Origin of the sequence: Rhizobium sp. Pop5 (genome assembly GCF_024721175.1) — a bacterium.
In the GTDB taxonomy this organism is placed as follows: domain Bacteria; phylum Pseudomonadota; class Alphaproteobacteria; order Rhizobiales; family Rhizobiaceae; genus Rhizobium.
This window is the reverse complement of the sequence record NZ_CP099399.1, coordinates 1102556-1128073: the sequence shown is the minus strand read 5'-3', so window position 1 is coordinate 1128073 and position 25518 is coordinate 1102556. Positions and strand designations below refer to the sequence as shown.

24 protein-coding genes and 1 pseudogene are annotated in these 25518 nt (G+C 61.3%); 12 read left to right on the top strand and 13 right to left on the bottom strand.

Features of this window, described 5'->3' with window-relative positions; all coding sequences use genetic code 11:
- Positions 1-197: 197 nt before the first annotated feature.
- Together nusB and ribH are read right to left on the bottom strand one after the other, a co-directional pair.
- Positions 198-680, bottom strand: a complete 483-nt coding sequence (gene nusB / locus NE852_RS07695; protein WP_258156370.1) for a transcription antitermination factor NusB — start codon at positions 678-680, stop codon at positions 198-200.
- Between the two features lie 3 nt (positions 681-683).
- Complete coding sequence (ribH, locus tag NE852_RS07690) at positions 684-1139, bottom strand: 6,7-dimethyl-8-ribityllumazine synthase (RefSeq protein WP_008536836.1); 456 nt, start codon at positions 1137-1139, stop codon at positions 684-686.
- A gap of 346 nt (positions 1140-1485) precedes the next feature.
- Between ribH and NE852_RS07685 the strand changes: the two genes are divergently transcribed.
- The 3 genes from NE852_RS07685 (at position 1486) to NE852_RS07675 (ending at position 3023) form a co-directional block, all read left to right on the top strand.
- Positions 1486-1845 carry a hypothetical protein gene (locus NE852_RS07685; protein WP_258156369.1) on the top strand — a complete coding sequence of 120 codons (360 nt, stop codon included), beginning with the start codon at positions 1486-1488 and terminating at the stop codon, positions 1843-1845.
- Between the two features lie 138 nt (positions 1846-1983).
- A complete protein-coding gene (locus NE852_RS07680; protein ID WP_258156368.1) occupies positions 1984-2481 on the top strand; it encodes a cupin domain-containing protein in 498 nt (165 codons plus the stop codon).
- A gap of 26 nt (positions 2482-2507) precedes the next feature.
- A complete protein-coding gene (locus NE852_RS07675; protein ID WP_008522134.1) occupies positions 2508-3023 on the top strand; it encodes a GNAT family N-acetyltransferase in 516 nt (171 codons plus the stop codon).
- Here the strand turns inward: NE852_RS07675 and NE852_RS07670 are convergent.
- From NE852_RS07670 to NE852_RS07640, 7 genes are all read right to left on the bottom strand, one after another.
- A complete protein-coding gene (locus NE852_RS07670; RefSeq protein ID WP_008522136.1) occupies positions 3004-3624 on the bottom strand; it encodes a riboflavin synthase in 621 nt (206 codons plus the stop codon). The two genes, NE852_RS07675 and NE852_RS07670, sit on opposite strands and share 20 nt — an antisense overlap.
- Positions 3624-4820 carry a bifunctional diaminohydroxyphosphoribosylaminopyrimidine deaminase/5-amino-6-(5-phosphoribosylamino)uracil reductase RibD gene (gene ribD, locus NE852_RS07665; protein WP_258156367.1) on the bottom strand — a complete coding sequence of 399 codons (1197 nt, stop codon included), beginning with the start codon at positions 4818-4820 and terminating at the stop codon, positions 3624-3626. The genes NE852_RS07670 and ribD overlap by 1 nt, the downstream gene beginning before the upstream one ends.
- Before the next feature lie 2 nt (positions 4821-4822).
- Positions 4823-5299, bottom strand: a complete 477-nt coding sequence (gene nrdR, locus NE852_RS07660; RefSeq protein ID WP_258156366.1) for a transcriptional regulator NrdR — start codon at positions 5297-5299, stop codon at positions 4823-4825.
- A 9-nt stretch (positions 5300-5308) separates the two neighbouring features.
- Positions 5309-6607, bottom strand: coding sequence for a serine hydroxymethyltransferase (glyA, locus tag NE852_RS07655; RefSeq protein ID WP_008522150.1), 1299 nt, complete (start codon positions 6605-6607; stop codon positions 5309-5311).
- Between the two features lie 209 nt (positions 6608-6816).
- Positions 6817-8118: a murein L,D-transpeptidase gene (locus NE852_RS07650; protein WP_008522152.1), complete on the bottom strand. Its 1302-nt coding sequence runs from the start codon at positions 8116-8118 to the stop codon at positions 6817-6819.
- Positions 8119-8556: 438 nt separating this feature from the next.
- On the bottom strand, positions 8557-9072 hold the full coding sequence (gene ldtR / locus NE852_RS07645; RefSeq protein ID WP_008522155.1) for a transcriptional regulator LdtR: 516 nt from the start codon (positions 9070-9072) through the stop codon (positions 8557-8559).
- Between the two features lie 128 nt (positions 9073-9200).
- Positions 9201-9638 (bottom strand): DUF6163 family protein, encoded by a 438-nt coding sequence (locus NE852_RS07640; protein ID WP_258156365.1) that lies wholly within the window; start codon positions 9636-9638, stop codon positions 9201-9203.
- A gap of 131 nt (positions 9639-9769) precedes the next feature.
- On the opposite strand from NE852_RS07640, the gene hemB reads away from it, so the two are divergent.
- From hemB to NE852_RS07620, 4 genes are all read left to right on the top strand, one after another.
- Positions 9770-10783, top strand: coding sequence for a porphobilinogen synthase (hemB, locus tag NE852_RS07635; protein WP_258156364.1), 1014 nt, complete (start codon positions 9770-9772; stop codon positions 10781-10783).
- Positions 10784-10855: 72 nt separating this feature from the next.
- Positions 10856-11314, top strand: coding sequence for an RDD family protein (locus tag NE852_RS07630; RefSeq protein WP_008522167.1), 459 nt, complete (start codon positions 10856-10858; stop codon positions 11312-11314).
- Between the two features lie 193 nt (positions 11315-11507).
- Positions 11508-12284, top strand: a complete 777-nt coding sequence (locus NE852_RS07625) for an arginyltransferase (protein WP_008522169.1) — start codon at positions 11508-11510, stop codon at positions 12282-12284.
- Positions 12285-13169 (top strand): DMT family transporter, encoded by an 885-nt coding sequence (locus NE852_RS07620; RefSeq protein WP_008522171.1) that lies wholly within the window; start codon positions 12285-12287, stop codon positions 13167-13169.
- Positions 13170-13210: 41 nt separating this feature from the next.
- Here the strand turns inward: NE852_RS07620 and NE852_RS07615 are convergent, their stop codons facing one another.
- The gene (locus NE852_RS07615; protein ID WP_008522172.1) at positions 13211-13669 is read right to left on the bottom strand and encodes an SRPBCC domain-containing protein; all 459 of its coding nucleotides are present in this window, start codon (positions 13667-13669) and stop codon (positions 13211-13213) included.
- A gap of 254 nt (positions 13670-13923) precedes the next feature.
- Entirely contained in the window at positions 13924-16179 is a 2256-nt protein-coding gene (parC, locus tag NE852_RS07610; RefSeq protein ID WP_008522174.1) for a DNA topoisomerase IV subunit A, read from the bottom strand.
- Positions 16180-16414: 235 nt separating this feature from the next.
- Here parC and NE852_RS07605 point away from each other — a divergent pair, with 235 nt between their 5' ends.
- Positions 16415-17602, top strand: a complete 1188-nt coding sequence (locus tag NE852_RS07605; RefSeq protein ID WP_008522176.1) for a membrane protein — start codon at positions 16415-16417, stop codon at positions 17600-17602.
- A 54-nt stretch (positions 17603-17656) separates the two neighbouring features.
- Here NE852_RS07605 and NE852_RS07600 read toward each other — a convergent pair whose 3' ends face one another.
- Positions 17657-18298 carry a TetR/AcrR family transcriptional regulator gene (locus NE852_RS07600; RefSeq protein WP_258156363.1) on the bottom strand — a complete coding sequence of 214 codons (642 nt, stop codon included), beginning with the start codon at positions 18296-18298 and terminating at the stop codon, positions 17657-17659.
- 66 nt (positions 18299-18364) lie between these two features.
- Between NE852_RS07600 and NE852_RS07595 the strand changes: the two genes are divergently transcribed.
- Entirely contained in the window at positions 18365-19534 is a 1170-nt protein-coding gene (locus tag NE852_RS07595; protein ID WP_008522186.1) for a serine hydrolase, read from the top strand.
- A gap of 67 nt (positions 19535-19601) precedes the next feature.
- On the opposite strand, the gene aspS is transcribed toward NE852_RS07595, so the two are convergent.
- Positions 19602-21392, bottom strand: a complete 1791-nt coding sequence (gene aspS / locus NE852_RS07590) for an aspartate--tRNA ligase (protein ID WP_258156362.1) — start codon at positions 21390-21392, stop codon at positions 19602-19604.
- A gap of 249 nt (positions 21393-21641) precedes the next feature.
- Here aspS and NE852_RS07585 point away from each other — a divergent pair, with 249 nt between their 5' ends.
- The 3 genes and pseudogenes from NE852_RS07585 to NE852_RS07575 all read left to right on the top strand — a co-directional run bounded on the left by NE852_RS07585 (position 21642) and on the right by NE852_RS07575 (position 25447).
- A complete protein-coding gene (locus NE852_RS07585) occupies positions 21642-23033 on the top strand; it encodes a multicopper oxidase family protein (RefSeq protein WP_258156361.1) in 1392 nt (463 codons plus the stop codon).
- 130 nt (positions 23034-23163) lie between these two features.
- A pseudogene (gene rnd, locus NE852_RS07580) lies at positions 23164-24308 on the top strand (ribonuclease D).
- 77 nt (positions 24309-24385) lie between these two features.
- On the top strand, positions 24386-25447 hold the full coding sequence (locus NE852_RS07575; protein WP_008522225.1) for an adenylate/guanylate cyclase domain-containing protein: 1062 nt from the start codon (positions 24386-24388) through the stop codon (positions 25445-25447).
- The last annotated feature ends 71 nt before the right edge of the window (positions 25448-25518 follow it).

Sequence of the window (25518 nt, the reverse complement as noted above, 5' to 3'; positions counted from 1 at the left end):
CGCTCTTTCCTCCCGTAGGCCGGAGCTCACTCCTACTCCGGCGAAAACGCCGCCGAATCGCCTTTCCTCTCCACAGAAACGCCACAGCTAAGCGGTGCGGAGATTGCGTGGTCGATCACGTGGCGTCAAGACCGCAATGGGCGAAAACCATTGCAGTGCGACGAAAGAAGCGGGAAGATTATTTGGCGGCTAAGGACTTACTTCTTCGCCTCGCCGCGGACCTGCTTTGCAATGCGGTCGAGCACGGCGTTGACGAGCTTCGGCTCGTCGTCCTCAAAAAAGGCCTGGGCAATCTCGACATATTCGGTGACGATGACCGCGACCGGAACGTCCTTGCGATCGATGAGCTCGAAAACGCCGGCGCGCAGGATGGCGCGCACGGTGCTGTCGAGGCGCGACAGAGCCCAATCATCCTGCAATGCCTGGGCGATCAGTGGATCGAGGCGGACCTGATCGCGAACGACGCCGGAGACGATGGAACGAAACCAGGCGGCGTCGGCCTTCAGATAGGTCGCGCCGTCGAGTTCCTGGCCGAGGCGGTGCGCCTCGTATTCAGCCACGATTTCCAGAACGCCCGTGCCGCCGACATCCATCTGATAAAGCGCCTGGACCGCAGCAAGGCGGGCAGCGCCCCGCTGGTTCGCAGTCTTGACCGGCCGTTCCGTCTTGTCGTCGTTCATTCGTTATGCACCCAATTTCTGCTTCAGCCCGATCATCGTCAGAGCCGCGCGAGCGGCAAATCCGCCCTTGTCCTTTTCCGAGCGGCGTGCGCGCGCCCAGGCCTGTTCGTCGTTTTCAACGGTCAGGATACCATTGCCGATGGCAAGGGATTCGCTGACCGCGAGATCCATCAAAGCGCGCGAGGATTCGTTCGATACGATATCGAAGTGATAGGTCTCGCCGCGGATGACCATGCCGAGGGCGACATAGCCATCATAATGCGTGCCGCCATTGTCGTCCCCATCGAGCGACATGGCAATCGCCGCTGGAATTTCCAGTGCACCGGGAACGGTGACGACTTCGTACGTGGCGCCGGCTTCGTCAAGCGCAAAGGTCGCGCCTTCGAGCAGCGCATCGGCCATGTCGTCGTAGAAGCGGGCCTCAACGATCAAAATATGGGGAGCGGTCTCTCTTGGCATGGTTCACCTTCGGTTGGAGGGGCGTTTTCCACTCGGCAGCCCGCGGTCAAAACACGCCTTCGTGCGAATGGCAAGTGATTTCGCCAGATGCCGCAATGCGGAAAGAGGAAATATCCGCAAAGGGATAGCTGCGCGTGCCGCGCGCGGTCGGACAAGCCCCTTGACTTGGCTCTGCCCGATGCCTGGAAAACGGCAATTCGAGGGCAGTTTTCATGAACAATTTTTAATTGTTCTTCAGTGACTTACCCCATTGAAACGGGAATGGCGGGGCGCCACTTCGATATCGTAACGCAGACGATCCCCTGCAACGACAGCCGACCGTCAAAGCAGATGAAAGGATACTATCATGAACCGCGTTATCACCATTACCCTCGCAGCAACGCTCTCCTCCCTCGCCTTTGCCGGCATCGGTCGGGCCGAAAGCCTTGGAATGAATACCGCCCAAGGTATCGAGCAGACGCTCAGGACCTTCCAGAGCAATGATTTCAATATCGAGCAAGTGCACAACTGGCGCAATCTCGATGACGAGACGACCGGCCCGCGTTCGGCACCGGAGCGTTCCGGCGAGGCCATTCGCGGCATCCAAGCCTCGATCGACGCCAACAAGTCGCTTGCCCACCGGCTCAACAATGAAGGCGTCGATGTCCGCAATATCGTCAATGCCGAACAGGCGGCCGACGGAAGCATGACGTTCTACGTTCGCTGACGGCCTCTGCCCAATTCGTGGCGAGGCGCTCCAGGCATGGGCGGCGGTCTCCTCTCCGCCCATGCGGGGGTATCATGCGGAAAGCCATTGAATTTTTCCCCATGATGATAGCTTCTCTTCCTGCAACAGGAGAGCATCATGGCGACGGAAGCAAAAGCAGTGATCAATATCGCCGATCTCAAGCTCGACCACTGGAAACAGGGCGAGTTCTACGAAAGCGCCGATACTTCGTTCGGCGCGCTGCTGGGCCTTGCCGGCCTTGGCATCAGCTACAACGAGGTGCCGCCGGGCAAATCGAGCTGCCCCTTCCACAATCACCATGTCGAGGACGAGCTTTTCTACGTGATTTCGGGTGCCGGCGAATATCGCTTCGGCGACGAACGCCATTCGATCAAGGCGGGCGATGTGCTCGGCGCACCGGCCGGTGGGCCGGAAACGGCACACCAGATCATCAACACCGGCACGACGACGCTCATCTATCTCGGCATTTCGACGATGGCGAAGACGGAGATCGTCGAATATCCCGATTCCGGAAAGTTTCTTGCCAAAACGAACAGGGATGCTGCGAAGCGCTTCCGCCATATCGGGCGGCTTGAAAGCAATCTCGATTACTGGGACGGCGAGCCCGGCGCCTGAGAGCGCCATTTCCAAAAGGATCCGACGTGACCGACATCCCGACCCTCGAAACCGAGCGGCTGATGCTTCGCCCTCACCGCCTCGACGATTTTGCGGCCCATGCAGTGCTGTGGGCGAACGAAGACGTCGTTCGCTTCATCACCGGCGTGCCGTCGACGCGCGAGCAGAGCTGGAGCCGCATGCTGCGCATTGCCGGCATGTGGCACCATATGGGCTTCGGCTTTCTCGCGATCGTGGAAAAAGAAAGCGGCCTCTTCATCGGTGAAGCAGGCTTTCTGGAGGCTCGCCGCGAAATGGAACCCTCGATCGAGGGGACCATGGAACTCGGCTGGGCGCTGCTGCCCTCGATGCATGGCCGCGGTTATGCCACCGAGGCGCTGACCGCCCTGATCGGCTGGGCGGAAGTGCATTTTCCGGCAAGGCCAATGACCTGCATCATCAGCCCCGAAAACCAGGCGTCGCTGAGGGTTGCCGCCAAACTCGGTTTCCGCGAGACGGCGCGCACCCAATATAACGGCGAGATCATTCAGTTTTTGCGGTAGGAAATTCGGCGAGCCGGGCGGCATAACGCGCCATGGTATCGACTTCGAAATTGACGAAATCGCCGGCCTTACGGTCGCCCCAGGTGGTAACCTCGAGCGTGTGGCGAATGAGCAGGACGTCGAAATCCGCGCCGTCGACCGCGTTGACGGTCAACGAGGTGCCGTCGAGTGCGATCGACCCCTTGGGCGCCACGAATTTCGCCAGATGTTCGGGCGCGCGCAGGCGGTAACGCACGGCGTCGCCTTCCGATGTCACCGAGAGAATTTCCGCCTTGCCGTCGACATGGCCGGACACGATATGGCCGCCGAGCTCGTCGCCGATCTTCAGCGACCGTTCGAGATTGATGCGGCTGCCTTCGCGCCAGGTACCGATCGTCGTCAACCGCAGCGCCTCTTCCCAAGCTTCCACTTCGAACCAGCGGCCGTTGCTGCCTTCCTGCGGCAGGCCGGTGACGGTCAGGCAGATGCCGGAATGGGAGATCGACGCGCCCATATCGATGGTCGCGGGGTCGTAACTCGTCGCAACGCGGAGCTTGATGCCCTCTTTGAGCTGCGAAACGGCTTCGATCGTACCGACATCAGTGACAATTCCGGTGAACATCAATTCTCTCTTTCATATTCATCCAGGCGATCAGCGCCGAACATATAAGTGCCCCGGTGGGCGAAACCGGATGGTATGTCGGTTGCCTGCAACGGAGATTCAATACCTCCATCGCCGATGACAATGGGCGACTGATAGAGCTGGATGCGGTCGACGAGGTCGGCTTCGAGGAAAAGCTTCGCGGTCTTTGCGCCGCCCTCGATGAGAAGCGAGGAAATGCCGCGTGTGGCAAGGGCCGGCAGCAGGACATCGGGATGATAGGGGCTACAGTAGACGATTTCGACGCCAGCGGCTTCGAGCGCGGTGCCGCGGGTTTGAATGCCAACGTCGGTGGGTGGGACACCCTCCTCTGCCCTGCCGCTTGTGGGTGAGATGCCCGGCAGGGCAGAGGGGGGTAAGCCTTCCGCGTCAGCCCGCAATAAAGATACTTCCTCGCTCGCGACAACGATGACCGGCACTTCCCGCGCCGTCTGAACCAGCTTACTCGTCAGCGGCAGCGCCAGAAGAGGATCGAGCACGATACGAACAGGCGACTGCGCCTCAAGACCTGGTGTCCGCACCGTCAGCAGCGGATCGTCTGATATCGCCGTGCCGATCCCGACCAGAATCGCATCCGTCTCGGCGCGCAGCGCCTGGACCTGGGCGCGGGCTTGCGGGCCGGTGATCGCCACCTGCCCTGCCCCCTCTCGCCCGATCATGCCGTCAGCGGAAACGGCAAGCTTGAGAGTCACATAAGGGCGATTCTTCGTCTGGCGGGTGAGATAGCCGGCGAGCGAACGCCTGCCCTCTTCCTCCAGCACACCCGTCGTTACCTCGATGCCGGCGTTGCGCAGCATGGAAATGCCTCGGCCGGAAACCCTGATATCGGGGTCGGTTACGCTGATGACGACGCGGGAAACGCCGTAGGCAATCAAGGCCTCCGCGCAGGGCGGCGTCTTGCCGTGATGCGAACAGGGTTCGAGCGTGACATAGGCCGTGGCGCCGCGGGCGAGTTCGCCTGCTTCGGCGAGCGCCTGCGGCTCGGCGTGCGGGCGCCCGCCGAGCGCGGTCACGGCCCGGCCAACGATGAAGCCGTCGCGAACGATGACGCAGCCGACGGATGGATTGGTGGCAGTGCGCCCGAGATGCCGGCGCGAAAGACGGATCGCGGCAGCCATGAAGCGCTGGTCCTCAGGCTGAGCGATCCCCTCGCCCATGGTCAGACGTCCAGCGGATCGCGGGCGATCTTGGCGTTGATTTCCGAAATGACCTTCTCGAAATCCTCGGCAAGCGTGAAATCCCGATAGACCGAGGCGTAACGCACGAAGCCGACATCGTCGAGGCTCTTCATGGCTTCGAGCACCTGCAAGCCGATCTGCTCCGAGGAGATCTCGGTCTCGCCGGAGCTTTCCAACCGGCGGACGATGCCGGAAACAGCGCGCTCGATGCGGTCGCGCTCGACCGGGCGTTTGCGCAGCGCCACTTCGAAGGAGCGCACCAGCTTGTCGCGGTCGAACGGCACCTTGCGGCCGGTCTTCTTGATGACCATCAACTCGCGCAACTGCACGCGTTCGAAGGTGGTGAAACGGCCGCCGCAATCCGGACAGATACGCCGCCGGCGGATGGACGTATTGTCCTCCGCCGGACGCAGATCCTTAACCTGGGTATCTTCCGAACCGCAATAGGGGCAGCGCATCCCTACTCCTTACCCCATGTAGCCATACATGGGGAAGCGGTCGGTGAGGTTGACCACCTTGCCGCGCACGGCGGCTTCGACGGCGGCATTGCCTTCATCGGAATTGGCGACCTTCAGGCCGTCGAGAACCTCGACGATGAGGTTGCCGATTTCGCGGAATTCCGCTTCCTTGAAGCCGCGCGTCGTGCCGGCCGGTGCACCCAGGCGCACGCCCGAGGTGACGAAGGGCTTTTCCGGATCGAAGGGAATGCCGTTCTTGTTGCAGGTGATGTAGGCGCGGCCGAGAGCGGCCTCGGCGCGCTTGCCGGTGGCGTTCTTCTTGCGCAGGTCGACGAGCATCAGATGGTTGTCGGTGCCGCCGGAGACGACATCGAGGCCGCCTGCGATCAGCGTTTCGGCAAGCGCACGGGCGTTCTTGACGATCTGAGCGGCGTATTCCTTGAACTCCGGCTGCAGCGCCTCACCGAAGGCGACCGCCTTGGCAGCGATGATGTGCATCAGCGGACCGCCCTGCAGACCCGGGAAGACGGCCGAATTGAACTTCTTGGCCAGATCCTCCTCATTGGTGAGGATGACGCCGCCGCGCGGGCCTCGCAGAGACTTGTGGGTCGTGGTCGTCGCGACATGGCAATGGGGGAACGGCGACGGATGCTGGCCACCGGCAACGAGGCCGGCGATGTGGGCCATATCGACCATCAGATAGGCGCCGACGCTGTCAGCAATCTCGCGGAAGCGCTTCCAGTCCCAGATGCGGGAATAGGCAGTGCCGCCGGCGATGATCAGCTTCGGCTTGTGCTCTTCGGCCTTGCGGGCGACTTCATCCATGTCGAGCAGGTTGTCGCCTTCGCGCACGCCGTAGGAAACGACGTTGAACCATTTGCCGGACATGTTGACCGGCGAGCCGTGCGTGAGGTGGCCGCCCGAATTCAGGTCGAGACCCATGAAGGTGTCACCGGGCTGCAGCAGCGCCAGGAACACGGCCTGGTTCATCTGCGAGCCGGAATTCGGCTGGACGTTGGCGAAGTTGACGCCGAACAGCTTCTTGGCGCGCTCGATCGCCAGTTCCTCGGCGATATCGACGAACTGGCAGCCGCCGTAATAGCGCTTGCCGGGATAACCCTCGGCATATTTGTTGGTCATGATGGAGCCCTGGGCTTCCAGCACGGCGCGGGAGACGATGTTCTCGGAAGCGATCAGTTCGATCTCGTGCCGTTGGCGACCGAGTTCCTTTCCGATCGCGCTGAAGATTTCCGGATCGACGTCCGCAAGCGAGCGATTGAAGAAGGATTCGGTGGAAGCATTGGTCATGGGCGGGCTCCTCAACTGGAATGCGCTGAGGTATTAGCCTTCCGCCGGGGCGAGAGCAATACGAAGAACGACATTTGCTGGGCAAAGCGCGCGCTCTGACACTTTTGCGTCACCGCTCGGCGGCCACTTCAGTCACCACCTCTCCCTGCATAAAAAAAACCGCGCCGGGAAAGCGCGGTTTCAAGTCACGATGCAGAGGTCGCCGCTTATTACTGGACCGGCTGTTCCATGCCGGCCGTGGTATCGAGCGCCAGCTCGGCATTGCCGTCCATCTGGTAGATGTCGTCGCGGAACTGGACGACGCCGTCGGGCATGCCCCAGGCGGAGATATAGACGAAATAGACCGGCACTTCGGTGGCGAGCTTGATCGGCGTGTTGACGCCGGTTGCGATGACCTGCTCCATCTGCTGGCGGCTCCAGCCAGGCGTCTCGCGCAGCAGCCACGTCGACAGGTCGCGGACGTTCTGGACGCGCACGCAGCCCGACGATTCAAACCGCATGAGCTTGTTGAACAGGCCCTGCTGCGGCGTGTCGTGCATGTACTCGCCGTTCTTGTTGTAGAAGTTGATCTTCGTCGACGCCATGGCGTTGATCTTGCCCGGGTCCTGACGGAACATCAGGTTCGGCGCCTCGCCGTTCCAGTCGACGGTCTCGGGGGCGACTTCGTTGCCCTTGCCGTCGATCAGGCGGATGGCGTTCTTTTCGAGATAGGTCGGATCCTTGCGCATCAGCGGCATGATGTCCTTTTCGACAATCGAGCGCGGCGCGGTCCAGTACGGGTTGAGGATGACCTCGTAGATCTTCGAGTTGACGAGATGCGTCGGGCGGCTCAAGCGGCCGACAACCGCGGTATGGCGCGTCGCGACACTGCCGTCTTCGACGGCTTCGACATAGGCAGCCGGAATGTTGACCATCAGGTGGCGGCGGCCGAGATCCTCCGGGAAGGTCTGCAGGCGGACCAGATTGGTATTCAGCTGCTGAAGGCGCACATCGGCCGGAATGTTCATCGCCTTCAGCGTGAATTCGCCGAGAACGCCGTCGGCCGGCAGGCCATGGCGCGCCTGGAAGCGCTTGACGGCGCCATCGACATAGGAATCGAAGGCGCTCGACATGCCGGCCTCGCGCGGCAGGTCGCCGGTGATCGCAAGGCGCTGGCGCAGCGCCTGGACGGCGGGAGAGGAAACGCCGAGTTGCAGGCGCTGGTCCCCGGGATTGACTTCAGGCCAGCCGCCGGCGGCAGCGATCTGCTGATACTGCATGATCGCCTGCTGTGCGCTCGCGACCGACTGGGGGCTGAGGATCGGGGTGTTGGAAAGGACGGCGGTTGCCGTGCGCGAAGCCGCTTTGGCGTCGAACTGGTCGTCCCAGTTGCCGCGTTTCGGGGCATTCAGGAGCCCATCGAGCGCCGATTGCGCGAATGCGGGGGCGGCAAGCGCGCCGGCACCAACCGTTGCCGCGGACGCAAGGAAAGCGCGGCGCGAGAGAGCTTCAATTCCGTTTTTCTTCGACATTCGTCCCAACCACTCAATGCCGCCATAAAAAGCGCGGCCTTTTTGCGATATCACTGCGCCTGCAAACGCAGATCCCATCCATTCGTTCTTCCGGCGCATCAGGAAATTCCGCGCGTCCCATCACACGATTGCGATAGGAAAGCCTGGACGTTCCTGGTCCATTGAAAGCGCCGGTTGTCAGCCTTCCGCTGCCACACCAATATGGCCAATTCGTGTTGCCAGAGCGGGAGAGGACTCCGGTTGCCGGGGAACACAACGCAACGAACCATATGACGGGCTAAACCGTGCCGGTTAATAACGGCTAAAAAACGACTTGAATACCGGCCTTTGCGCTTGTCAGCCATGCGTTGCAAAGATGACACGCGGGCGCAAACGGCAAAACCGGACGCGCAGGGAACGCATCCGGTTTTCTTCAACCCTGGAAGGAGGTCTCGGGTCTCAGAGGCGATAGAGGATCTGATCGTTCCAGAAGCGATCCAGCCGCTGGAGCAGCTTGTTCATCTGGGTGAACTCGTCGGTGCCGATGCCGCCGACCTTGTCGATCGAGGCGATGTGGCGTTCGTAGAGCTTGGCGACCGTTTCGGCGATGTCCTGGCCGGTTTCGGTCAGGCTGATGCGGACCGAGCGGCGGTCGATGCGCGAGCGCTGGTGGTTGATGAAGCCTAGGTCGACCAGCTTCTTGACGTTGTAGGAGACGTTGGAGCCGAGATAGTAGCCCCGCGAGCGCAGCTCGCCGGCGGTCAGCTCGGAGTTGCCGATATTGAAAAGGAGCAGCGCCTGGATGGCGTTGACGTCGCTGCGACCCTGACGGTCGAACTCGTCCTTGATGACGTCGAGAAGACGGCGGTGAAGACGTTCGACAAGATGAAGGGATTCCATGTAAAGATCACGGATGCCCTGATCCTGCTGGTCACGGAAGTTCGATACCGCCTGCGGCTTGATTTTCGTATTCATGTTGACTGCCTCACTGTTTGGTTGGCGGTGTGTTTTCTTCCCGCCTTGAGTGAGACCCTATCGAATACATATAAAATTCGACTTAAACCGCAGGCTTAATGGAGCCTTACCGGAAACCCCACGTTGTCTCAGGGTAAATCAACGCTTACCTGACGGCGGTGACGGCGCTTTTCCAGCCAGAGCAGCAGGCGGAAAGTCCAGTAGACGGCGGCCACCATGACATGCAGCAGAATGATCAGCTTGTTGGGGCCGAATATGTCTGGCAGGAGGCCGTACATAAGAATCTGACCGCCGGCCGCCAACACCCAGATGACAGGACCCCAGGAGACGGTGAGCCATAGACCGAGGGAGGCGACAGGGAAAAGCACCGCCAGACTGGTGCTCGCCACCTTCCATGGCAGACTTAAAAGATCGAAGCGCCCGGCGCCGACCAGCGAATAGCCGACGAGCATCGCCCAATATTGCAGCCCGAACCAGAAGCAGGATACGGCCACCAGTCTCAGGAAGAGGATGAAGAGAAGATCCGCCAGCGTGCGTTTCGGTATCGTCGGTGAGTCGGTTTCCATAGCGCAAACTTCGGTTTGGGAGTTGTATCATTACGAGCAGTCTTCCGCCGCGGCCAATCGTCCGGTTTGGATTTTCCAGGCGCCATGATAATGAGCCCTCCAATAAATGGAATGGGCCAGGGATAGATATCATGCAGGACAGGACGCATCTCGTCGACGAAATCACCGGCCATCGCCGCATGCGGCGCAACCGCAAGGCGGACTGGACGCGCCGCCTTGTACAGGAGAACCGGCTGACCGTCGACGACCTGATCTGGCCGATCTTCATCGTGCCGGGTTCCGGCATCGTCGATCCGATTCCGGCCATGCCCGGCGTCAACCGCATGAGCGTCGACAAAGCCGTCGAAGCCGCACGGGAGGCGGCAGACCTCGGCATTCCGGCACTTGCGACCTTTCCAAACATCGAGATGGAGCTGCGCGACGAGACCGGTTCGAACAGCCTCGAAGCCAACAACCTGATCAACCAGGCAACAGCGGCGATCAAGAAGGCGGTGCCCAATATCGGCGTCATCACAGACGTCGCGCTCGATCCCTTCACCAGCCACGGCCATGACGGCATCCTGAGAGACGGCGAGATCGTCAACGACGAGACGGTCGATCAGGTGGCGCGCGCCGCCGTGATGCAGGCCGACGCAGGCGCCGACATCATCGCGCCGTCGGAAATGATGGATGGGCGCATCGGCGCGATCCGCATGGCGCTCGATGCGGCAGGCCATCAGAGCGTCGGCATCATGAGTTATGCGACGAAATTCGCTTCCGCCTTCTACGGGCCCTATCGCGAGGCGATCTCGACGGGCGGACTGCTGAAAGGCGACAAGAAGACCTATTATCTCGATCCCGCCAACGGCACCGAAGCGATCCGCGACGCCGCCCTCGACGTCGAGGAAGGCGCCGACATGCTGATGGTCAAGCCGGGCCTGCCCTATCTCGACATCTGCTGGCGCGTGAAGGAGGCCTTCGGCCTGCCGACTTTCGCCTATCAGGTGTCCGGCGAATATACGCAGATCAAGGCTGCAGCGATGAACGGCTGGATCGACGGTGAGCGGGCAATGCTCGAAACGCTGCTGTCGTTCAAGCGCGCGGGATGCGACGGCATCCTCACCTATTTCGCGGTCGAGGTCGCGAAAATTCTAAGCAAACGCTAGTACAGCGCGAATTATTGCATTTCGCCCTGCCATCACCATATCAGCGGCATCGCTTTTCCTGAGGAGATTGAGATGAGCTACAACCCCAATCCGCTTTATGCCGCCCCGGACGACTGGCGCGCCTATAGCGGCGTGTTGAGCCGCCGTGTCTTCGCCTTCATCCTCGACTACCTAATCGTGGCGCTGCTGTGCATTCCTGCGGCAATCGTGCTGTTCTTCCTGTCGATCGTCACCCTCGGACTGGGCTTTTTCCTCTACCCTGCACTCTTCGTCATCGTCGCCGGCATCTACTTCGGCCTGACTGTGGGCGGACCGAGCCAGGCCTCGCTCGGCATGCGCGCAATGGGCATCGCGATCGTGCGCGTCGACGGACGGCCGATGGATTTCCTGACGGCGATCGTGCATCTGGCGCTGTTCTGGATCCTCAACTCGGTGCTGACGCCGCTCATCCTGCTGGCCGGCCTGTTTATCGAGCGCAGCCGTCTCATCCACGACCTGCTGGTTGGCACGGTGACGGTGCGCACGGCTTGAAACCTCGACCAAGACTTCGTGGCGGAGACGAAAAAACTCTCCGCCTTCCCTTTGCCGGGCACGCGCGACGCTCCATATTTAAAATTAGAAGACTGAAATGGAGGGCGAGAACCGTCCCGCTGTTGACGTTTTTTATTCTTAGGTCATGCTGTCAGAAAACGGCACTGTCTCGACAAGGAAACTTCCGCGACAAATGAATACGCAGACGACGCCATCCCCGCAGTTTTATCTGACGGCTCCGGCTACGTGTCCGTATCTGCCGCATGAGATGGAGCGCAAGGTTTTCACCCATCTGGTCGGTCCGCGCGCCGCCGAGATGAACGATATCCTGACGCAGGGCGGTTTCCGCCGCTCGCAAAACATCGCCTATCGCCCAGCTTGCGAATCCTGCCGCGCCTGCGTTTCCGTGCGAATTCTCGCCCAGGAATTCGAGCCGACGAAATCGATGAAGCGAGTGCTCGCCGCCAATTCCGACGTGATTGCCACCGAATTCGCAGCCCAGCCTTCCAGCGAGCAATATTCACTCTTCCGGCGCTATCTCGATTTTCGCCACCAGCAGGGCGGGATGTCCGACATGACCGTGCTCGATTATGCGATCATGGTCGAAGACACGCATGTGAATACCAGAATCATCGAATATCGCCTGCGCGAGGAAGGCTCCGGACTGGAACCGAGGCCGAAAGGCGAACTGCTTGCCGCCGCTCTGACCGACACGATGAGCGACGGGCTGTCGATGGTCTATTCCTACTTCAATCCGGGACTCGAGCGGCGTTCGCTCGGCACCTTCATGATTCTCGACCATGTCAGACGTACGAAAGCGCTGGGCCTGCCGCACGTCTACCTCGGCTATTGGGTTCAAGGGTCGCGGAAAATGGACTACAAGACCCGTTTCCAGCCGCAGGAGCATCTGACCCCGCGCGGCTGGGAACGTTTCGACCCCTCCTCCATGCCCGAAAGCACCCACGACTGAATGTTCCCGACCTCACTTTCCGATCATCGGAAGGGTCTGCTGCTGACGGCGATCGGCGGGCTGGCGCTTTCCATGGATATTCCGCTCGTCCGCCTTGGCGATGGCGACATCTGGTCAGTGCTGGGAGCGCGAAGCGCGGCAACGGTTCTCGCTACGATGGTCATTCTTGCAGCGATGCGCCTTGCTTCGGGCAAATGGCCGGTTCTCGTTCCCGGGCGGCCCGGCGTGCTCGCCGGTCTGCTCTACGGCCTCTCCTCCCTCACCTTCGTGCTGGCTATCTTCAATACGACCACAGCCAATGTCGTCTTCATCGTCGCCTTCAACCCGATGTTCGGGGCGCTTCTTTCCTGGACTTTCCTTAGGGAGAAGCCGCAGCCCGCAACGCTCATTGCCATGGTGTTCATGATATCAGGCGTCGGGCTGATCGTGAACGAAGGGCTTTCCAGCGGCCATTTTTTTGGCGACGCCATGGCGCTTCTCAGCGCGCTTATTCTTGCCGCAGCCATCACGGTCGGGCGCGCCTCACGGCGGCAAATGGGCTTTGTGCCGCTGCTTGCCGCCGTCCTGCCGGCCGCGCTCGGCCTCGCGCAAGCGCTACCCTCAGGGCTTGTGATCGCCCATCCCGGCTGGATCCTCTTTAATGGCGCCATCATGATGCCGGTTGCGTTCTGGTGCCTTGCGACCGGGCCGCGCTACCTCTCCGCGCCTGAAGTCGGCATGTTCTATCTGCTGGAAACGGTGCTCGCCCCGATCTGGGTCTGGCTAATCTTTGCGGAAACGCCGGCGACAATGACACTCGTCGGCGGCGGCATCCTGGTGACGGCGATCGCCGGGCATTGCTTCTGGATGGTACGAGGGAAGAGCGCCATCCAGATTGCGGAATAGACGTTGTTACTTCCTCGTCCTGCGTGACTTCAGCGTGCCGCTCAACCCGTAGGCTTCAATTGCTGCTGTTCCAGCTCCCTGCCTAGCCCCTCAACCACATGCGCCCAGCCCCGACGGGTCTTTTCCTCGTGTTCGGCCCATTCGGCGCACATTTCGTGAGTCAGCGTCAGGCGGCTGCCGCCGCCGAGTGGTTCGATGTCGATTTCGACACGGTCGCAATTGTGATCGTGGTCCTCGACAGAAAAGCTGAAGGCCATATGCCGGGGACGCTTCAGTTCCAGGAAAACGCCCTGATGAAATGCGTCTCCGGTCGGGCGTCGGTCGACGATGAAGAAACGACCGCCGACATGGGGATCGATTTCGGCGCGGATGACATGACCGTCATCAGTCGCAAACAGGAAGCGCCGGGCGATTTCGGGGTTGAGCCAGGCGTCGTAGACGACAGCGGGCGGTGCCCTGTAGGTATGGCTGACATGCAATTTGATGGTGCTGGCGGGCATTCGATTTTCCTCCGGTAAGGGCGCACGCCTCTCCCAGGCGCACGTAGACACCGGCCATTCCGCCAGCCTCGGAACCGGCCTTCTCTCATTTTTGGTAACAGGAATGAGATAGAGGAGTTGCCGCGCCCGCCAAGAGCCGAGCGCGAATTTAGAGCATTCCATTTTTCTCCGATTTACGGAAATGCTCTATCTTTTTGTTTCTGCACAATTCCCTGCAAAAGCGCTGCACGCTTTTGCGGGGAATTGCTCGAGCCTTAACCGGCGAATTTGCCGCTGCGCGGGAAACCCTTGGGCACGGTGCGGCCGACGGTGGCGCGATCGGCCAGCCACTCGGCAAGCTCGTCCTTGTTTTTCGTGAACGTGCGGCCAGCGCTGTCTTCCCAGACAAGGCCGTCTGATATCGCGAAGCAGCGGACGTCGGAAATGCCGCCATCCTTGTAACGCTGCAGGCGCACGCCCTTGCCACGCGACATTTCCGGCACCTGCACCAGTGGGAAGACCAGCAGCTTGCGGTTTTCGCCGACGACGGCGACATGGTCGCCGCTGACCGGCACGAGCAGCTGTGTTTCCTCGGGCAGCGCGACATTCATGATCTGCTTGCCCTTGCGCGTATTGGCAACCAGCTCGGCCTCGGGAACGACGAAACCGTTTCCGGCAGTCGAGACGATCAGCTGCTTGCGCGACGGATCATGGACGAAAGCGGTCAGCACCGCCTGGTCGTTGTCCATATCGACCATGATGCGCAGCGGCTCGCCGTGGCCGCGGCCGCCCGGCAGCTTGTCACCGCCGAGGGTGAAAGCCTTGCCGCCCGTCGTGACGATCAAGATCTTGTCCGTCGTCTGCGCCGGGAAGGCCAGCTTCAGGCCGTCGCCTTCCTTGAAGGTCAGCGTCGCCGTATCGGCGATATGGCCCTTCAGCGCGCGGATCCAGCCCTTTTCTGAAATAACGACGGTGATCGGTTCCTTCTCGATCATCGCCTGCTGGATCGCTTCCTCGTCAGCTTCGGGCGCGTCGGCGAACTGAGTGCGACGGCGGCCGACCTCGGTCGCCTTTGCGAACTTCTTCTTCACCTCGCCGATTTCCCAAGCGACCGTCTGCCACTGCTTGTCGTCGGAGGCAAGCAGCGCCTCGATCTCGTCCTTTTCCTTGGTGAGTTCGTCGAACTCCTTGCGGATCTCGAATTCTTCCAGCTTGCGCAGGGCGCGCAGCCGCATATTGAGGATCGCCTCGACCTGATTATCGGTCAGATCCCATCGCGCCATCATGACGGGCTTCGGCTCGTCTTCCTCGCGGATGATCCGGATCACCTCGTCGATATTGAGGTAGGCGATCAGAAGACCGCCGAGGATTTCGAGGCGTCTGTCGATCGCCGCCAGACGGAAGCGGGAACGGCGCTGCAGCACTTCGCGGCGGTGATCCAGCCACTCCTTCAGCACCTCGTTCAGCGCCATGACCCTGGGAATACGGCCCATGGACAGGACGTTCATGTTCAGCGGGAAACGGCTTTCGAGCTCCGTCAGCTTGAACATCGATTCCATCAGGATCGTCGGATCGACGGTGCGGCTCTTCGGCACCAGGACGATGCGGATGTCCTCGGCCGATTCATCGCGGATGTCTTCCAACAGCGGCAGCTTGCGGGCAATCAACAGCTCGGCGATCTTCTCAATCAGCCGCGATTTCTGAACCTGGAAGGGAATTTCGGTGACGACGATCTGGTAGCCGCCGCGGCCGAGATCCTCGCTCTGCCATTTCGCCCGCACGCGGAAACCACCGCGGCCGGTGCGGTAGCTCTCGATGATGCTGTCACGGCTGTCGATGATGATGCCGCCGGTCGGAAAGTCCGGGCCGGGAATGAATTCGACGAGCTTCTCGACGGTCGCATCGGGATGCTTGATCAGATGCAGGGCAGCGTCGCAAAGCTCGTGGGCATTGTGCGAAGGGATCGAGGTCGCCATCCCGACGGCGATGCCGGAGGAGCCGTTGGCGAGCAGGTTCGGGAATGCGCCGGGGAGGACGACCGGCTCGGAATTCGATTCGTCGTATGTGTCACGGAAATCGACGGCATCCTGATCGATGCCTTCGAGCAGCAGCTCGGAAACCGCCGTCATCTTCGATTCGGTGTAACGCATGGCGGCGGGGCTGTCGCCGTCGATATTGCCGAAATTGCCCTGACCGTTGACCAGCGTGTAGCGCTGCGAGAAATCCTGGGCGAGACGCGCAAGCGCGTCGTAAATCGACTGGTCGCCGTGCGGATGGTAGTTACCCATCACTTCGCCGACGATCTTGGCGCATTTCCGGAAGGCCGACGTCGGCCTCAGCCCCATTTCGTTCATCGCGTAGACGATGCGGCGGTGGACGGGCTTCAATCCGTCGCGCACGTCAGGCAGGGCGCGGTGCATGATGGTCGATAGCGCATAGGCAAGATAGCGCTGCTCGAGCGCCGCCTTGAGGTCGACCGGTTGGATGTTGTCGTCGTCTCCGCCCGAGGGCGGCAAAATCTCTTGTCCCATGGGTCTTGACTAGCCCAGAAGAGGCTGGCGGGCAAGGAATCCGGCCTATTGCAACTGTGGATGAAGTCTTCCGGCTGACATCAAAGGATGAGACAAGCTCATCACCCACAATTTGGATTTCGTTTGCCGTTCCTTTCAACAAAAAATTAGTGGTCCACAATATAAAGCGGACCTAATCCGTAGTAGCGTAACTGCAGATTTCTGAACCGCCACACGCCACCAGAGGAATCACCCCATGAATTTTTCCCGGACAACGCGGCTGATGCTGACGGGCGCAGCCTTTTTCTCGCTCGCCGGCTCGGCTTTCGCTCTCGACGGCGCTGACCTGTTGAAGAAGCTCAATGCCGCCTATGCCGCACAGGGCGGAACGATTTCGGCTGACGGCATCGACATCAGCGGCACGACCGTGACCTTGAAGAATGTCAGCGTCAAACCAACCGCCGGCGAGAGCCTCCCCATCGGCGAAGTCACGCTTTCCGGCGTCGAAGAAGACGAGGACGGCGGCTACTACATCGAAGAAGCGGCCTTCCCCGACATCAACAAGACCCAAGACGGCGTCACCGTGACGGCACAGGAACTGACGCTCGGCGGCATCTCCGTCCCGTCAACCCCTGGCGGCGACACGCTCGATACCATGATGCTCTACGAAACCGCCCATACCGGCCCGCTGAAAGTGGTCAAGGACGGCGCGGAAGTCTTCTCCGTGCTCGAAAGCGATATGAATCTGACATTGCGCGAAGACGAATCCGGCTTCGATTTCGATGGCGCCTTCAAGAGCATGAAGGCCGACCTCAGCAAGGCCGAAGATGCGCAGAGCAAGGACGCGATCGAAAAGCTCGCCTTGCAGCACGTCCAGGGCGACATCACCATGAAGGGTGCCTGGGAACTCGCGCCCGGCACGATCGACGTTTCGGAAATCGCCTTCGACTTCACCAACATCGGCAAGCTGAACCTCGGCTTCAAGATTTCGGGCTACACGATGGCCTTCATGAAGTCGATGCAGGATGCGATGAAGGAATCCGAAGCCAATGCGAACAAGGAGCAGTCGCAGCAGGCGCTCGGCCTTGCCATGCTCGGCCTGATGCAGCAATTGTCCTTCGAGGGCGCGAAGGTGCGCTTCGACGATGCTTCCATTACCAAGCGCGCGCTCGATTATGCCGGTTCGCAGCAGAACATGTCCGGCAAGCAGATGGCGGATTCGCTGAAGGCGATGACGCCGATCATGCTGGCGCAATTGAATATTCCGGAGCTGCAGAATGCCGTCTCGGCCGCCGTCAACACGTTCCTGGACGACCCGAAGAGTCTGACGGTGAGCGCCGCCCCTGAGAAGCCGGTGCCGTTCCCGACGATCGTGGGCGCCGCCATGGGCGCGCCAAACACGTTGCCGCAGGTGCTCGGCGTGAAGGTTTCGGCCAACGACTGATCGCCCGATCTCGCGATGAAAGGCCCGGCAGCCTATGCCGGGCCTTTTTCGTTTTCAGGCGCGGTGGCGGGCGACTTCGGCGATCGCGAGAGCTGCGATATCGAGTAACTCCTCAACGGATGCCCCGTCCCTCGCCTGCACCGACATCCCTTGCACGATAGCGCCTAGGAACCGCGCCAGTGCGCGTGCGTTGGTCCCGGCCCTGATATCGCCCTCGCGAATGCCGCGCTCGATCCTTGCGGCGAAGGCATCCAGCGACTGGCTGCGCAGGGTCGCGACATGATCGGCAACGGCGTCGTTCTCGCTGGCGCAGTTCAGCACCGCCGTCGAGATCATGCAGCCTTTCGGATGCTCCGGCGCCGAAAAAATCGCGGCCGAACCCCGCAATATGCACTCGAAGGCGGAGACGGTGTCGATCGGCTCCGCGAGCGCGGAGAAAGTGTTTGCGCCGAGCATACGGTATTGCTGCAGCGCCTCGCGATAGAGATCGGCCTTCGAGCTGAAGGCGGCATAGAGGCTTTGCGGTGTGATGCCCATGGCAGCCGTGAGATCGGCGATAGATGCGCCCTCATAGCCACGCGCCCAGAAAGTCTCGCGGGCGGCCGTCAGGACCGCCTCGCGGTCGAAGGCCGGCGGACGACCGCGGCGGCGGGCGGCAGGATTTTTCACGTCAGCACTATTTTTCACAATGGTCACTCTAGAAATTCCGGGCGGCTTGCTATATTCAGGAACGATCATTGTGATTATAGGAGGTTTAGTCCGATGAGTCTTCCCCTCGAAAAGGCAGAGACCAACAGGAATTCGCCCCTTGCCGCGGCCGTCGACGCCGCGATCACAAGCGCGCTCGACGACAAGCGGCTTGTGGGAACGGTGGTGCTCGTCGCCCGCGACGGAGAAATCGCCCATCGCCGTGCCGCCGGCCTTGCCGATCGCGAGAACGGCGTGGCGATGCGCGAGGACGCCATCTTCAGACTCGCCTCCATCACCAAACCGATTGTCACCATCGCCGCGATGCGGCTCGTCGAGCAGGGAAGAATCGGGCTCGCCGACACGGTAACGAGATGGCTGCCGGACTTCCGGCCAAGGCTACCCGATGGCGGTGAAGCAACCATCCGCATCCGCCACCTGCTGACCCATACCTCCGGTCTCGGCTACAGTTTCTCCTACGAGGACGGCGGCCCATATGCCCGCGCCGGCGTTTCCGACGGCCTTGACCAACCGGGTCTGGCGCTTGCCGAAAACCTCCGGCGGATTGCCAGCGCTCCGCTGCGCTTCACGCCGGGCAGCGACTGGCAATATTCCGTTGCCATGGATGCTCTCGGCGGCGTCATCGAGGCGGAAACCGGCATGCCGCTGGGCGAGGCAATCGCTGATCTGGTGATGAAGCCACTCGGTCTTGCCGATACCGCATTTTCGGTTCGCGACCGCAGTCGGCTCGCTGCCGCCTATATGGATGCTTCACCTGAACCGGCGCTCATGGGAGAGAATGCGGTGGTGATGTCGCAGATGGGGCCCATCCGCTTCGCGCCGAACCGTATCTTCGATCCCGCCTCTTATCATTCGGGCGGCGCCGGCATGGCAGGAACGGCGGGCGATGTGCTCGCCGTACTCGAAACCATCCGCAAGGGCGGCGCACCGCTGCTTTCGAGCGAAACCGTAGCGATGATGACGACGGACCAGGCCGGCGGTCATCGCCAGCAATACGAACCTGGCTCCGGCTTCGGCTTCGGCTGGTCTGTAATCACCGACCCGGTCGCGGCAGGCGTCCCCTTCCCCGCCGGCACGCTGAAATGGGGCGGTGTCTACGGCCACAGCTGGTTCATCGATCCGGTCAACGGGCTGACCGTCGTTGCGCTGACGAACACGACGCTTGAAGGCATGTGGGGCAAGTTCACGGTCGATCTGCGCGAGGCGATCTATGCGGCCTTGTGAGCGACCGAAATAGCAAAAGCCCGGCGTTGACAGTCGCCGGGCTTTTCCGTTCGAAAATGAGCCGAACTCAGTCCTTCTTCACCGGCGGGATCGGCCGGATCGCGAGTTCGCGCAGCTGCGTCGGCGTTGCCGGGCTCGGCGCGCCCATCAGGAGATCCTGGGCCTGCTGGTTCATCGGGAAGAGCGAGATTTCGCGCAGGTTCTTCGCGCCGACGAGCAGCATGATAATGCGGTCGATGCCGAAGGCGGCGCCGCCGTGCGGAGGCGCGCCATACTGGAAGGCGCGGTAGAGGCCGCCGAAACGATCCTCGACGTCCTGCTGGCTCAGCCCCACCTTCTCGAAGGCGGCGACCATGGTTTCCGGCGACTGGTTACGGATCGAGCCCGAGGCGATTTCGAAGCCGTTGCAGACGGCGTCATACTGGAAAGCCTTGATCGTCAATGGATCTTGGTTCTGCAGCGCTTCGAGGCCGCCCTGCGGCATCGAGAACGGGTTGTGGGCGAAATCGACCTTCTTTTCTTCCTCGCTCCATTCGAAGAAGGGGAAGTCGACGATCCAGCACAGTTCGAAACGGTCGCGATCGACGAGGTTCAGCTCTTCACCAGCCTTGGTGCGCGCCTCACCCGCAAACTTGTAGAACTTTTCCGGCTCGCCGGCGACGAAGAAGCAGGCATCGCCGTCATCGAGGCCGAGCTGGGTGCGGATCGCGTCGGTGCGCTCCTCGCCGATGTTCTTGGCAAGCGGTCCGGCGCCTTCGAGCTTGTCGCCCTCCTTGCGCCAGAAGATATAGCCGAGGCCCGGCTGGCCTTGGCTCTGCGCCCAGGCGTTCATGCGGTCGCAGAAAGCGCGGCTGCCGCCTGTTTTGGCCGGGATCGCCCAGACCTGAACCTTCGGGTTGGAAGCGATCATGCCGGCGAAGACCTTGAAGCCGGAGCCCGCGAAATGCTCGGTCACCGCTTCCATGACGATCGGGTTGCGCAGATCAGGCTTGTCGGAGCCGTATTTGCGGATCGCCTCGTCATAAGGGATACGCGGCCATTCCTTGGTGACCGGCTTGCCCTCGGCAAACTCCTCGAACACCTTGGTCATCAGCGGGCCCATCGTGTTCCAGACATCTTCCTGGGTCACGAAGCTCATTTCGAGGTCGAGCTGGTAGAATTCGCCTGGCAGACGGTCGGCGCGCGGGTCTTCGTCGCGGAAGCACGGCGCAATCTGGAAGTAGCGGTCGAAGCCGGCAACCATCAGCAACTGCTTATACTGCTGCGGCGCCTGCGGCAGGGCGTAGAAGGTGCCGGGATGGATGCGGCTCGGCACGAGAAAGTCGCGCGCGCCTTCCGGCGAAGAGGCCGTCAGAATCGGCGTCGTATATTCGGTGAAGCCCGCACCGCCCATTTCGCGGCGCATGGCCGAGATGACCTGGGTGCGCTTGACGATGTTCTTGTGCAGGGTCTCGCGGCGAAGGTCGAGGAAGCGATACTTGAGGCGGACGTCTTCGGGATATTCCGGCTCGCCGAACACCGGCAGCGGCAATTCCTTGGCGGCGGAGAGGATTTCGATCTCCTGCGCATAGAGCTCGATCTCGCCGGTCGCCATCGTCTTGTTGACGGTATCCTCGGTGCGGGCCTTGACGAGGCCATCGATGCGGATAACCCATTCGCCGCGCACGGTTTCCGCCGTCTTGAAGGCCGGACTATCCGGGTCGGCGACGACCTGGGTGATGCCGTAGTGATCGCGAAGGTCGATGAAGAGAACGCCGCCATGGTCGCGAACGCGGTGGACCCAGCCGGCGATGCGGACGGTCGAGCCGACATCCGTCTTGCGGAGGGCGGCGCATGTGTGGCTGCGGTAGCGATGCATGATCTCAAATCCTGGATGTGCTGAGACGGCTGCAAGGGCTCCAAGACCCTCAAGCGCCGACAAGAAAATCGGGCGGAAAAGCGCATGGACGCTCCGATTTGTCAAGGCTTGGCGCGCGCAGCCGGGTGTTTGGTACGCCTTTATGGCGAGGCTGCGATCTCCGCGCTGCGGCAGTTTGGCTGCGCCTGCCGTATTGATGAAACTATCAGTCAACTTTAAAAGGACGGCATTCTCATCGCGGAGCACACTATGCCTCTCCTTACCCGCCGCAATCTGTTGAAGGCATCCGCCGTCGCCGGCGCCTATGGCGCCGGCATCGGCATTGCTGGTCGATTCGGGCTTGCCGAGGCAGCGCCCGAGCCGCAGTTGCTGACGGCGGTGAAGACCGAGGCGATGCTGACCGATGCGGGGCCGACCAAGGAGATCATGAGTTGGGGTCATGACGGGATGCCGCCGATTCTCAGGATGACCAAGGGGCGCCCCTATGCGGCGCGACTGAAAAACGGGCTCGACGAGCCGACGACGATCCACTGGCATGGGCTTCGCATCGACAACCGCATGGATGGCGTGCCCTTCATGACACAGCCTTACGTCTATACCGGCGACAGCTTCGATTACGCCTTTACGCCACCCGATGCCGGCACCTTCTGGTATCATCCGCATTGCAATACGCTGACGCAGATGGGGCACGGCATGACCGGGGTCATCGTCGTCGAAGATCCGGCCGATCCGGAGTTCGACGCGGAGGTGGTGCTCAACCTGCGCGACTGGCGGCTCGGCGGCGACGGCCAGTTCATTGCGCCCTTCCGGCCGCGCGACGCTGCCAAGAGCGGCACCTACGGCACGGTGCGCACCGCCAACTGGCATCGGGAACCACAATATGACGCGCCGGCCGGCGGGCTGGTGCGGCTGCGCATTGCGGTCACCGACGTCACGCGCATCTTCTCGCTGAAGATGGAAGGCGCCGACGCCACTGTGATTGCGATCGACGGCAATCCGGTGCCCAAGCGCTTCCCGCTCGATCTCTTGCAGATTGGGCCGGGCCAGCGGCTCGACCTTGCCGTGCGCATGCCTGATGGAGAAGGCGCCGTCGCGACGCTCGAAGATATCCGCGGCACGGCGCCAAAGGTCATCGCCAGCCTGCGGGCGGTCGGATCATCACTGAAGCGCAATATCGGCGATCTCGGGCCACTTGCCGAAAATCCGGTCCGCAAGGCCGATATTTCCGCCGCCGAGCAAATCCCGCTGGTGCTGAGCGCCACCGCCGAGAATACCGCCGTCGAAAGCATCTGCGGCACGCTCGGCTACAGCTTCTGGGCCATCAACAAAGTGCCATGGCCGGGTGATACGCCCGACCCGACGGCGCCGCTGGCGGAGCTGAAGCTCGGCAAGAGCTATATCTTCAACCTCGAAAATACGACGCCGCATGCGCATCCGATTCACCTGCACGGTATGAGCTTCACGGTGATTTCCTCCTCGACGCGGGAGGTGATGCCGCTGGTGACCGATACCTATCTGATCCAGCCGGACGAGAAGGTGCAGCTTGCCTTCGTTGCCGACAATCCCGGCGATTGGCTACTGCATTGCCATATCATCGAGCACCAGAAGACGGGCATGACGAGCTATGTCAGAGTGAGCTGAAGCTCGCTTTGCCACAGTTTGGACGTGATTCTTAACCAGCAATGCTGGAAGGCGTATGCTGTTGTATTGACATATCGAACCGAAAGGAGAAGGAAGGTTCAACCGACCTTTTCCTTGCGAATGAAATGATATGATCGAAACCACCGCCGATTTGGCGGCCGCCTGCAAAGAGCTGGCCAAGTCCGACTTTATTACCATCGACACCGAATTCCTGCGCGAGACGACATTCTGGCCCGAGCTCTGCCTGATCCAGATGGCGAGCCCGACGACGGAAGTTCTTGTCGATCCGCTGGCGAAGGGCATCGATCTTGCCCCCTTCTTCGAGCTGATGGCCGACACGAAAGTGTTGAAGGTCTTTCATGCGGCGCGCCAGGACATCGAAATCATCTTCAATCGCGGCAATCTCATTCCGCATCCCATCTTCGACACGCAGGTCGCCGCAATGGTCTGCGGCTTCGGCGACAGCGTCTCCTACGATCAGTTGGTCAGCCGTATCAAGAACGTCCACATCGACAAGTCGTCGCGCTTCACCGACTGGAGCCGCCGGCCACTCTCCGACAAGCAGCTGGAATATGCGCTGGCCGACGTGACCCACCTGCGCGACGTCTACCTGTCGCTGAAGGCGGAGCTCGATCGCGAAGGACGTACCTCCTGGCTGTCCGAGGAAATGGATATTCTGGAAGCGCGCGAAACCTACGACATGCATCCCGACGACGCCTGGCAGCGTCTGAAGATGCGCCTGCGCAAGCCGCAGGAGCTGGCGGTCCTGAAATATGTCGCCGCCTGGCGTGAACGCGAGGCCCGAGCCCGCAACGTGCCGCGTTCGCGCGTGCTGAAGGACGATGCGATCTACGAGATCGCCCAGCAGCAGCCCAAGGATTCCGAGGCGCTCGGCCGCCTGCGCACCATTCCGAAAGGCTGGGAGCGCTCGGCCGCCGGCGGTGCGGTTGTTGAGGCCGTCAATACGGCGCTTGCTCTTCCGAAGGCAGACATGCCGCATGTGCCGCGCCAGGCGCAGGCGCCCGAGGGGCTGCTGCTGCTGTCGAGCTCTTGAAGGTGCTCCTGAAGCTCATCTCGGAAAAACACGGTGTCGCGCCGAAGGTGATCGCCAATAGCGAGGATCTCGACAAGATCGCCGCCGATGGCGAGAAGGCCGAGGTCGCTGCCCTGCATGGCTGGCGGCGCGATCTTTTCGGCGAACCGGCGTTGCAACTGATCCAGGGCCAGATCGGACTGCGCTTCGTGGGTAGGAAGGTCGAAACCGTCAGCCTGTGAGACGACATCAAATTCGCTTGACGCCTTTTTCTCGGCTGAAACAATGGCTGGAGCGAACATCGCGGCGAAGAGGCGGCATGCGGGAAATATCTCCGACGCAGAACTGGATCCTGATCACGATCGTGCTGGCTGCCAGCGGCGTCGCCTATGATATGATGTTCTACTCCAATCAGACGCCCGTGGTCGGGGCAATCTTCGCGCTCTTCATCGGCATGCCGATCATAGCGTTCGAGCGCAAGGCGCTGTTTCGCGGCCTATACAGACGTATCCAGAAGCTGCCGACCTTTGCCTTCATCGTTACCGAGCTTGTCATCTACGAGATCCTGATGAGCATCGGCTTTGCCTGCGCCGCTCTGCTCCTCTCGTCGCTCGGCATGGTGAAGCCATCGTCGTTTCTCGATCTCGTCATCATGCCTTACGAGGTTTTCCTCTATGCGCTTGCCGTCTGCTCGGCGATGATCTTCATCCTGCGCGTGCGGGAACTGCTCGGCCGCGACGTTTTCCTCAGCATGCTCGTCAGCCGCTACCGCAATCCGGTTAGGGAAGAGCGTGTCTTCCTGTTCATCGACCTCGTCGATTCCACGGCTTTTGCCGAGAAGCACGGCGACCTCAGAGCGCAACAGCTGCTGAGCTCGCTGTTTGCGACCTTCGCCGAGCCCGTCAGGCGCCACAAGGGCATGATCAACGACTATGTCGGCGATGCCGCGATCATCACCTGGCCGCTGGCTCGCGGCATCAAGGGCGCTCGCTGCGTCCGCTGCATCTTCGACATTCTCGCCGATATCGAAGCCAATGCCGCCAGTTGGCGGAAAAATTACGGACAGGTGCCGAAGCTTCGCGCCGCCCTTCACGGTGGCGAGATCATCACCGCCGAAGTCGGCGTCGACCATCACAAGATCAGCTATTTCGGTGACACGGTGAACACCACCGCCCGGCTGGAGACGCTCTGCCGCAGCCTGAACCGGCCGGTGCTGATTTCCGCCGAGCTTGCCGGGCGCATGGAATTTCCAGACGAGATCTCCTGTGAGGATCTCGGAACTCACGCCCTCAGGGGACGCGGCCAGGCGCTCGGCGTCATTGCGCTTTCCTCGCGCGCGGTCACCGTGCTGAACACACCCGCGGTCATTCTGCACGGCTGAGCAACGGCTTGGCCCTCCGTCACCAAAGCTTCACCCAACCGTCAATTCGCTGACACCGAAGCCCTGTTAAG

Excerpts from the sequence above, each read along its gene's own strand:
- NE852_RS07615 (WP_008522172.1), bottom strand. The coding sequence starts at position 13,669 with ATGCCCGCCAGCACCATCAAATTGCATGTCAGCCATACCTACAGGGCA.
- nusB (WP_258156370.1), bottom strand. The coding sequence starts at position 680 with ATGAACGACGACAAGACGGAACGGCCGGTCAAGACTGCGAACCAGCGG.
- NE852_RS07680 (WP_258156368.1), top strand. The coding sequence starts at position 1,984 with ATGGCGACGGAAGCAAAAGCAGTGATCAATATCGCCGATCTCAAGCTC.
- NE852_RS07640 (WP_258156365.1), bottom strand. The coding sequence starts at position 9,638 with ATGGAAACCGACTCACCGACGATACCGAAACGCACGCTGGCGGATCTT.
- NE852_RS07595 (WP_008522186.1), top strand. The coding sequence starts at position 18,365 with ATGAGTCTTCCCCTCGAAAAGGCAGAGACCAACAGGAATTCGCCCCTT.
- ribH (WP_008536836.1), bottom strand. The coding sequence starts at position 1,139 with ATGCCAAGAGAGACCGCTCCCCATATTTTGATCGTTGAGGCCCGCTTC.
- NE852_RS07605 (WP_008522176.1), top strand. The coding sequence starts at position 16,415 with ATGAATTTTTCCCGGACAACGCGGCTGATGCTGACGGGCGCAGCCTTT.
- NE852_RS07585 (WP_258156361.1), top strand. The coding sequence starts at position 21,642 with ATGCCTCTCCTTACCCGCCGCAATCTGTTGAAGGCATCCGCCGTCGCC.
- NE852_RS07620 (WP_008522171.1), top strand. The coding sequence starts at position 12,285 with ATGTTCCCGACCTCACTTTCCGATCATCGGAAGGGTCTGCTGCTGACG.
- nrdR (WP_258156366.1), bottom strand. The coding sequence starts at position 5,299 with ATGCGCTGCCCCTATTGCGGTTCGGAAGATACCCAGGTTAAGGATCTG.
- NE852_RS07575 (WP_008522225.1), top strand. The coding sequence starts at position 24,386 with ATGCGGGAAATATCTCCGACGCAGAACTGGATCCTGATCACGATCGTG.
- NE852_RS07630 (WP_008522167.1), top strand. The coding sequence starts at position 10,856 with ATGAGCTACAACCCCAATCCGCTTTATGCCGCCCCGGACGACTGGCGC.
- ribD (WP_258156367.1), bottom strand. The coding sequence starts at position 4,820 with ATGGGCGAGGGGATCGCTCAGCCTGAGGACCAGCGCTTCATGGCTGCC.
- NE852_RS07625 (WP_008522169.1), top strand. The coding sequence starts at position 11,508 with ATGAATACGCAGACGACGCCATCCCCGCAGTTTTATCTGACGGCTCCG.
- hemB (WP_258156364.1), top strand. The coding sequence starts at position 9,770 with ATGCAGGACAGGACGCATCTCGTCGACGAAATCACCGGCCATCGCCGC.
- parC (WP_008522174.1), bottom strand. The coding sequence starts at position 16,179 with ATGGGACAAGAGATTTTGCCGCCCTCGGGCGGAGACGACGACAACATC.
- ldtR (WP_008522155.1), bottom strand. The coding sequence starts at position 9,072 with ATGAATACGAAAATCAAGCCGCAGGCGGTATCGAACTTCCGTGACCAG.
- glyA (WP_008522150.1), bottom strand. The coding sequence starts at position 6,607 with ATGACCAATGCTTCCACCGAATCCTTCTTCAATCGCTCGCTTGCGGAC.
- NE852_RS07670 (WP_008522136.1), bottom strand. The coding sequence starts at position 3,624 with ATGTTCACCGGAATTGTCACTGATGTCGGTACGATCGAAGCCGTTTCG.
- aspS (WP_258156362.1), bottom strand. The coding sequence starts at position 21,392 with ATGCATCGCTACCGCAGCCACACATGCGCCGCCCTCCGCAAGACGGAT.
- NE852_RS07650 (WP_008522152.1), bottom strand. The coding sequence starts at position 8,118 with ATGTCGAAGAAAAACGGAATTGAAGCTCTCTCGCGCCGCGCTTTCCTT.
- NE852_RS07685 (WP_258156369.1), top strand. The coding sequence starts at position 1,486 with ATGAACCGCGTTATCACCATTACCCTCGCAGCAACGCTCTCCTCCCTC.